This is a genomic window from Bifidobacterium sp. (genome assembly GCF_051876855.1).
Taxonomy (GTDB): domain Bacteria; phylum Actinomycetota; class Actinomycetes; order Actinomycetales; family Bifidobacteriaceae; genus Bifidobacterium.
Map to the genome: position 1 here is coordinate 1 of NZ_JBJEIH010000080.1, position 7,501 is coordinate 7,501.

General features: G+C 63.1%; 4 protein-coding genes. 3 read left to right on the forward strand and 1 reads right to left on the reverse strand.

Annotated elements, in window-relative coordinates; translation table 11 throughout:
* Positions 1-1,052: glycoside hydrolase family 5 protein (locus tag ACI38B_RS05205; RefSeq protein ID WP_439729822.1), on the forward strand; the 1,052-nt coding region annotated here is incomplete at its 5' end.
* Between the two features lie 457 nt (positions 1,053-1,509).
* The gene (locus ACI38B_RS05210) at positions 1,510-3,171 is read left to right on the forward strand and encodes a PLP-dependent aminotransferase family protein (RefSeq protein WP_439729823.1); all 1,662 of its coding nucleotides are present in this window, start codon (positions 1,510-1,512) and stop codon (positions 3,169-3,171) included.
* Positions 3,172-4,539: 1,368 nt separating this feature from the next.
* Here the strand turns inward: ACI38B_RS05210 and ACI38B_RS05215 are convergent.
* Positions 4,540-5,862 carry an amidohydrolase family protein gene (locus tag ACI38B_RS05215; RefSeq protein WP_404441300.1) on the reverse strand — a complete coding sequence of 441 codons (1,323 nt, stop codon included), beginning with the start codon at positions 5,860-5,862 and terminating at the stop codon, positions 4,540-4,542.
* A 155-nt stretch (positions 5,863-6,017) separates the two neighbouring features.
* Between ACI38B_RS05215 and ACI38B_RS05220 the strand changes: the two genes are divergently transcribed.
* Positions 6,018-7,501, forward strand: a 1,484-nt coding sequence (locus ACI38B_RS05220; protein WP_439729824.1) for a PucR family transcriptional regulator ligand-binding domain-containing protein, incomplete at its 3' end; no start/stop codon positions are given.

A 7,501-nucleotide genomic window follows, 5' to 3' on the forward strand; every position in this document is an offset into this window, starting at 1 on the left:
AAGACGAGGACACGCTCGCGACGGTCGCCCCGAAAGACCAGCTCGCACAACGCATCCGGCATCATCGCGACACGTACATCACCGAACGGGATTTCCGCGAAATCGCCGCGTGCGGCATGAACCTGGTGCGTCTGCCGGTGCCGTACACCGTATTCGAATCCGAGCCGCCGCTGGGTGGCGCGTGGCGGTACGTGGACAAGGCGATGGCGTGGGCACGTACGTATCATCTGCGCGTGCTGCTCGACCTGCATACCGCGCCGGGCGGGCAGAACGGCTTCGACAGTTCCGGACTGATCGGCGCGGTCACGTGGCATAAGAAACCACAGAACGTGGAGAAAGCCATCACCGTGCTGGAAGGACTCGCCCACCGCTACGGGCATGATCCAGCCTTGTTCGGCATCGAAGTCATCAACGAGCCGGTCAGCTGGCCGGTGTTCTTCTCCAACCGCAAGAAACTGGTGGCGCGCAATCCGAAGGACAAACGGTATTCCAGCTACGTGCCGATGAGTTTCCTGCGGCAGTATTACCGCGCGACCTACAAGCGATTGCGGCGCTACCTGCCGGACGACAAGGCGATCGTGTTCCACGACGGGTTCCGGTTCGGTCTGTGGCGGGATTTCTTCAAACACAACCAGATGACGAACGTGTATGTGGACGCGCACGTGTACTTGTCGGCGGCCGAGCGGATTGCCCGGGTGCACAGCCCGTGGGCGTACCGGTTGTTCCTGCGCTGGCAGCGGCGGCGGATCCGCAGCATGCAGCGCGTGGTGCCGGTGCTGGTTGGCGAATGGTGCGTGGAGAACGAGTGGGCGAAGAACCTCGACCCCGGGGAAATGGACCTTGACCAGTTCGATGACGCGCAACGCCGCCGGTTCGCGCATGTCACGCGCATGCAGCTCGACTGTTTCGGGCAGGCCGCGGGGTGGATGTACTGGTCGTGGAAGCTGGAGCCGTCGCCGCACACCGCGCCCGACGCACTGTGGAAGGAATGCTGGGATTTCCGGCGGTGCCTGATGCACGGGTGGCTGCCGGATATGGCGACGCAGGGCTGACGGGGCAGGGCGAGGTATCGGCGGGAGACGACGGTATCTGCCCGCCGTGCGACTGACTGGTCGCATCGCGGGCAGATAGCCGGACCATCTCAGGTGGAGCCCGCCGATACTTGGCCGCCGTGCGACCAGCCAATCACACGCTAGACAGATAGCGAGGCGTGGAAAGCCCCGGACACCGGTATCGTCGCATCATGCGACCCGACAGTCACACAGCGGGCAGATTCACGACAACGTCCGCCGTCGCCCGTCATCCGCCCGCCATCTGCCTGCTGTCCATCCACTGCCCGACTACCGCCCGACAGCCGTCCAACCACCGTCCATTCACCGTCCGCCTGCCGTTCACGCGGCACCGCGCACGGCCAGTCCCAGCTAGAATGTCGCGCAAGGCATCACGCCGGAAACCGATAGTCAACAAACCAACAGCGGAAGCCAACAGCCGGAAGGAGGGTCGCCGCCGATGCCAATCACACTGAACCGCCACAGCAGCGTCCCGCTGTACCGGCAGTTGGTCAACGCCCTGCGCGAGGACATCGTCTCCGGAGCGCTCGCCGCGAACTACAAGCTCCCGCCCGAACGCGAGCTCGCCGAACGGCTCGGCGTCAACCGCGCGACCGTCCTGCAGGCCTACCAACAACTGAAATCAGAAGGCCTGATCGCCTCGCACGTGGGGCGCGGCACTTTCGTGTGCGCGAGCGATGACCGGCAAGGTGGCGCGCCGCCGTGGCAGATTCTGTTCAGCGATTACTCGAACCGCTTCACCTATCATGACATCGCCGCCGCTGATCAAGCGCAGCAAGCGCCCGACGCCATCGATTTCGCGACCGGCTCGCAAAATCCGGCGGATATCCCCGATGATCTGCTGCGCAGCGTCAGCATCCGTGCGTTCGAATCGGCGGATTTCCACACCACGCAGGAGTCCCCCATCGAAGGTTTTCCCCAGCTGCGTGAACTGCTCGCCGACCATATGACACAACGCGGCGTGCGCTGCGACGCCGACAACGTGATGGTGCTGTCCGGCGCCGAGCAGGGGCTGGATTTGTGTGTGCGCGCGTTCGTGAACCCAGGCGACTGCGTATTGGTCGAACAATCCACGTTTTTCCCCGCGTTGCAAGCTTTTCGATCCGCGGACGCGCGGGTGATCGGCGTGCCGATCGACGAGCACGGCATGCGCACCGACCTGCTCGACGGGTATTGCAAACGATTCCACCCGAAACTGATCTTCACCATCCCGACCTTCCAGAACCCGAGCGGCGCGACCATGCCGTTGCGTCGCCGGCGCGAACTCGTCGAAACCGCGATGCGCTACCAATGCCTGGTCATCGAGGATGACCCGTATGGCGAACTGTGCTACAGCGGGCGCCCCGACGGGGCAATGGATGCGGGCGGCCACGGCGGAATCGACAGTGTCGGTCATGTCAGTATCGGCCAAGTTGGCAATGTCAGGACCGCTGGCAACGTGGATAGTGTGAGAGACGCCGGCAACGCAAGCGGCGTGGGCAACGCAAGCAGCGCGGGTAACGCAAGCGGCATGCCCTCCCAGCGTCCCCGCGAGCTGACACCACTCAAAGGCATGGAAAACGCAGGGTACGTAATCTACCTGTCAACGTTTTCAAAGACAGTGACGCCGGGGCTGCGAACCGGCTGGCTGGTGGCTGACAGCCATGTCATCGCGCGGATTGCGGCACTGCGGCGGATGATCGACCAGCACACGAGCTCGTCATCGCAGCTGATCTGCATGGAGTTGCTCAGCAGTGGGCGCATCGGGCGGCATATCGGGCGATTGTGCGAAATCTACGGGAATCGGCGCAACCTGATGCTCGATGCCTTGCGCCGGTATGCGCCGGACGGGATGCGCTGGAGCACGCCGCTGGGCGGCTACTACCTGTGGGCGCGACTGCCAGATGGCTTACGTGCCGCGCGGTTGCTGGATGACGCGCGGCACGCGGGCGTGACGTTCATGCCCGGTGACATGTTCGCGGTCGATGAAGATGACAGCAGTCATATCCGACTGAATTTTGTGCGACCTGATTCCCAGCAGATCGCGCCGGGAATCCGGTTACTGTGCGACACGATCGCCGAGGCGGCGCGGGGCACGGATGGACGCGGCGGCGAGCGCTAGACATCACATATCCGGACAGGTACGCATGCCAAGACATACACAACCGGCAAGATAGACAGCCGACACTAGGACCACCGGAGGCATCCGGGAAGTTACGCATGTCAAGACATACGTGGCAGGCGGCATCGCAGCGCTTAGCCACTGCGTCATCACTGATTTGACGGCCTGCGTACGTCTCGGCATACGCAAACCGACAGACCTCCCAGCCCAGGCCGCAGGCTCCCCGACATCCGCCATCTCGCGCATGCCCGTACATACGCAACCGGACGGACCCACCGGCAAGGCTTCGATACCGGCAGGGATCTGATGACTTACGTATGGCTGGGCATACGCGCCCCACGCACCCACCACCTCCAGCCCACCGAAGCAGGGACATCGGATGACTTACGCATGCCCAGACACGCGCAACCCGCAGCACTGCCGACCCCGACCGCAGACACCCCGACATCTGCCACCTTGCGTATGCCGGAACATACGCAGCCAGCAAGATAGACAGCCGGCACCAGGGCAGTCGATACATATCTGGGCAGTTACGTATGTCAAGGCATACACGACAGACGACATCACCCCGCCCAGCCACTGCGCCATCACCGGTTTGACGGCCTGCGTACGTCTCGGCATACGCAAACCGACAGACCTCCCAGCCCAAGCCGCAGGCTCCCCGACATCCGTCATCTCGCGCATGCCGGAACATACGCAACCGGACGGACCCACCGGCAAGGCTTCAATACCGGCAGGGATCTGATGACTTACGTATGCCTGAACATACGCAACCAGTATCGTCGCCCGCTTATGAAGCGGCCAGATGGCGGATATGTGAGCCAATCCTCACACGATGGCCTGCGACCGACCGGAATCAGGCTGGGTAGGGCGGAATGGGTGTCACCGTGCGAGCCAGAACTCACACAATCACCCTCTGACGCAGCAACACAGCAGATCACGGCCAGCCAGACGGCCACCGTGTGAGCCAATCCTCACACAATCGCCCCTCACGACGGGAAATCAACGGATTTCAGTCGACTTGATTGTCACTATGTGAGCCAATCCTCACACGATGACATTTGAACCTGGCAAACGGGGTGATTGCAAACGTTCCGACCGCCACCGTGCGAGCCAGAACTCACACAGTGACGGTCAGGTCTGTCGATGGTATTAATTCGGGTGGCTTCGTCGGCCGTTGTGCGAGCCGATCCTCACAAACAGGGGATCTGCCTCAGAGATCTGCCTCACCACGGCACCCAGGGCGCCCACGGCCAGCCCGCGAGAAAGCCCGCCAACCCAAAGGACATATCCCCGGCTGCAACGCCTCGCAGCGGTTCGGTCACGGACTCCACGCGACCGGTCAGGGCACGCACACAACACCCGCGCTCACAGCAGTTCAGTCGCCGAATCCACGCTCGTCGTCGCGGTGAACAGCGTCCGCCCGTCGCGCACGGACCGCAGCACGTCGCAGCGCTCGTACACGGCGTTGAACACACTGTCCGCATCCAGCACCACGAAGTTCGCGGGCTTGCCGACTTCCACGCCGTACGAATCGAGCATGCCGAGCGTGGTCGCGCCGTTGACGGTGAGGAACTTCATCGCGTCATCGATTTCGGGGAAGCTCATCATCTGGGCCACATGCAGCACGTAGTCGAGGATAATCATCATGTTGCCGTTGCCGAGCGGATACCACGGGTCTTGCATGGAATCCTGCCCGAGCGACACGTTGACGCCGGCGTCGGTGAGTTCCTTGACGCGCGTGATGCCGCGGCGCTTGGGGAAGGTGTCCTGCCGGCCTTGCAGGTAGAGGTTTTCGGTCGGGGCGCACGCGAAGTTGATGTGCGCGGCCTTGAGCAGCTTGGTCAGGTGGAAGAAGTACGCGTTGTCGGCCGACCCCAGGGAGCATGTGTGGCTCGCTGTGGTGCGGGGGCCGATGCCCGCACGGTAGGCGAGTGCGCTGAGCAGCTCCACGTAGCGCGAGTTCGGGTCGTCGGTTTCGTCGCAGTGCACGTCGATGAGCTTGTCGTATTTGGATGCCAGCTCGACCACCGTGTGCATGGAGCGTTCACCGAATTCGCGGCACTGTTCGAAATGTGGGATGCCGCCCACGCAGTCGGCGCCCATGCGCAGCCCTTCTTCCACGAGGTCCGCGCCGCTTTCGCCGTTCGGCCCCTCGTAGGAGTACATGCCTTCCTGCGGGAAGGAGACGATTTGGATGGTCACCGTGTCTTTGAGCTCCTCCTTGAGTTCGAGGAGCGCTTTGAGCGAGGTGAGGTTCGGGTCGGTGACGTCCGCGTGGGAGCGGATGTACTGGACGCCGTGGCGCAGCTCCATACCGATGGCCTTGCGGGCGCGCGCCTTGATTTCGTCAACAGTGAGGTCGGATTTCGTGTCGCTCCAGCGCTGGATGCCTTCGAACAGGGTGCCGCTTTCGTTGACGGCGCCGGGCTTGCGGGCGGTGAACACGTAGTCGAGGTGCAGGTGGGTGTCGCAGAACGGCGGAGTGACGAGTTTGCCGCCGAGATCCACGGTTTCCACGCCGGTCATGTCGTAGCCTTGCGCGGGCAGGCTTGCGGCGAGGCCTTCGCCGATGGCGGCGAAACGGCCGTCCTCAACGAGGATGTCCTGGAGCGGGGCGGTCTGGGCAGCGGTGCTGCCGGGCTGCCCGGTGGCGATGTGGGCGTTGGTGAACAGGGTTCTGGTGGTCATGGTGTTCCTTTCGGCTGCCGTGCCATCGTCTGCCGGTTTGCGCCGGCCGGTGCGACGAATCGGATTCGTAATGTATGTCGCCTATTGTGGGCGCGATGATGCGCGTTGCCGTAACGTGGAGGTGACGTCACGAAGCCGAGAAATGGACAGTTTGTATGACGCTGACGATGCATGACGTGATGACGGACCCGATGTTCGCCCGTACCGATCCGACAATCGAGGCGGGAGAAGCGGGCATGAGTGGCACGGTCCGTTGGGCGTACACGAATGAGCGGTACGATATTGCGTCGTTCCTGTCCGGCGGCGAACTGGTGATTATCGAGGGCAGTGCGCTGCTCGGCCATATGGGCGACGACGAGATTATCCGATATGTGGACACGCTTGTGGACGCCGGCGTGGCGGGTCTTGCCATCGAACTCGTGGAGGGCGTGCGCACCGTGCCAAAGGCGATGATTGCGCGCGCGGACGAGCGCGGTCTGCCCGTCATCGGCATGCATCGGCGCATGCCGTTCGTCGACTTGTGCCAGTCCATCAACACCTCAATCGTCAAGGATCAGCTGCTGGTGCAGGTGCGCACCGACACACTCGCCACGACGATGCGCACCCGGCTCGCCACGGCCCGTTCCGCGCAGGATGTCGCGAAAATCCTCAATGACATCTTTGGCGAATCCGTGGCGATTTTCGATTCCGACGGTCTGGTAATCGCGCATTGCGGACCGTCGATTCGGTCGGCGGATGCCGATCATCCCGCGGAGCGGACGCTGGTGCTGGACGTGCGTAAAAACGGCGGTCCGCTCGCAAGTATCGAAATCACCCAGCGCAATCGTCTCGCAGACGGAAGGATTGCAGGCCAAGTCGATGAGGTAATCAGACAGGTGCTGCCCGCGTTCGTGCAGACGCAGCCCCGCAACGCGATGCTTGCCCACGTGCTGCAGGGGCCGGCGAACGGCTATCGGGCTGGCGAGCAGGAGGCCAACGATGCGGCCACCATGCTGCAGGCGATTGGTCTGAATGACGTGAAACACCTGGTTCCGTTTGCTATCGGCATGGATTCGGTTTCGTCGTCAATCGACGCCGTCTCCCGGTGCCTGTCCGGCGATGAAGAAGAGGATGCTTCAGATGAGGACACCGTCGCGGACGTGCTGGAGGGGAGCATGCTGTTCGGATTGTATGCGGCGGCTGATGGCGGCGACAGCAAGGGGCTTGGTTCAGGCGCAGGATCCGGCTCGGACTTGAATACAGACACGAATCTGGGCTCGGCCTCGGATGCAAATCCGGGCCCTGCCCAAAGCGCCGGTACCGGCAAGGCCGGCAATCGCGGCGATACGGCGACACGACTCAAACGGCGGCTCGCAGATGTAGCCGCACTGCCCGGAACATGGTGCATATACGGCAGGGCAGTGCCGAGCGTCGGTATGCTGCTTGATGAATGCGGTCTGCTCCAGTTCGCCGCGCACGATGCCGCGGCCATGCCCGGCACCGGTACGGTGACGAATCTGCTCGCCGCCGCGCCGCAACGACTGCTCGGCATCAAACGCACGCGGGACGCCGCCTGCGCGTTGCAGTCACTGATGCTGGGAGACGCGCTGCCGAATCAGGAATCGCTGATACGCACCTTGGAAGCCTGTTTTGACGCAGG

Excerpts from the sequence above, each read along its gene's own strand:
- ACI38B_RS05210 (WP_439729823.1), top strand. The coding sequence starts at position 1,510 with ATGCCAATCACACTGAACCGCCACAGCAGCGTCCCGCTGTACCGGCAG.
- ACI38B_RS05215 (WP_404441300.1), bottom strand. The coding sequence starts at position 5,862 with ATGACCACCAGAACCCTGTTCACCAACGCCCACATCGCCACCGGGCAG.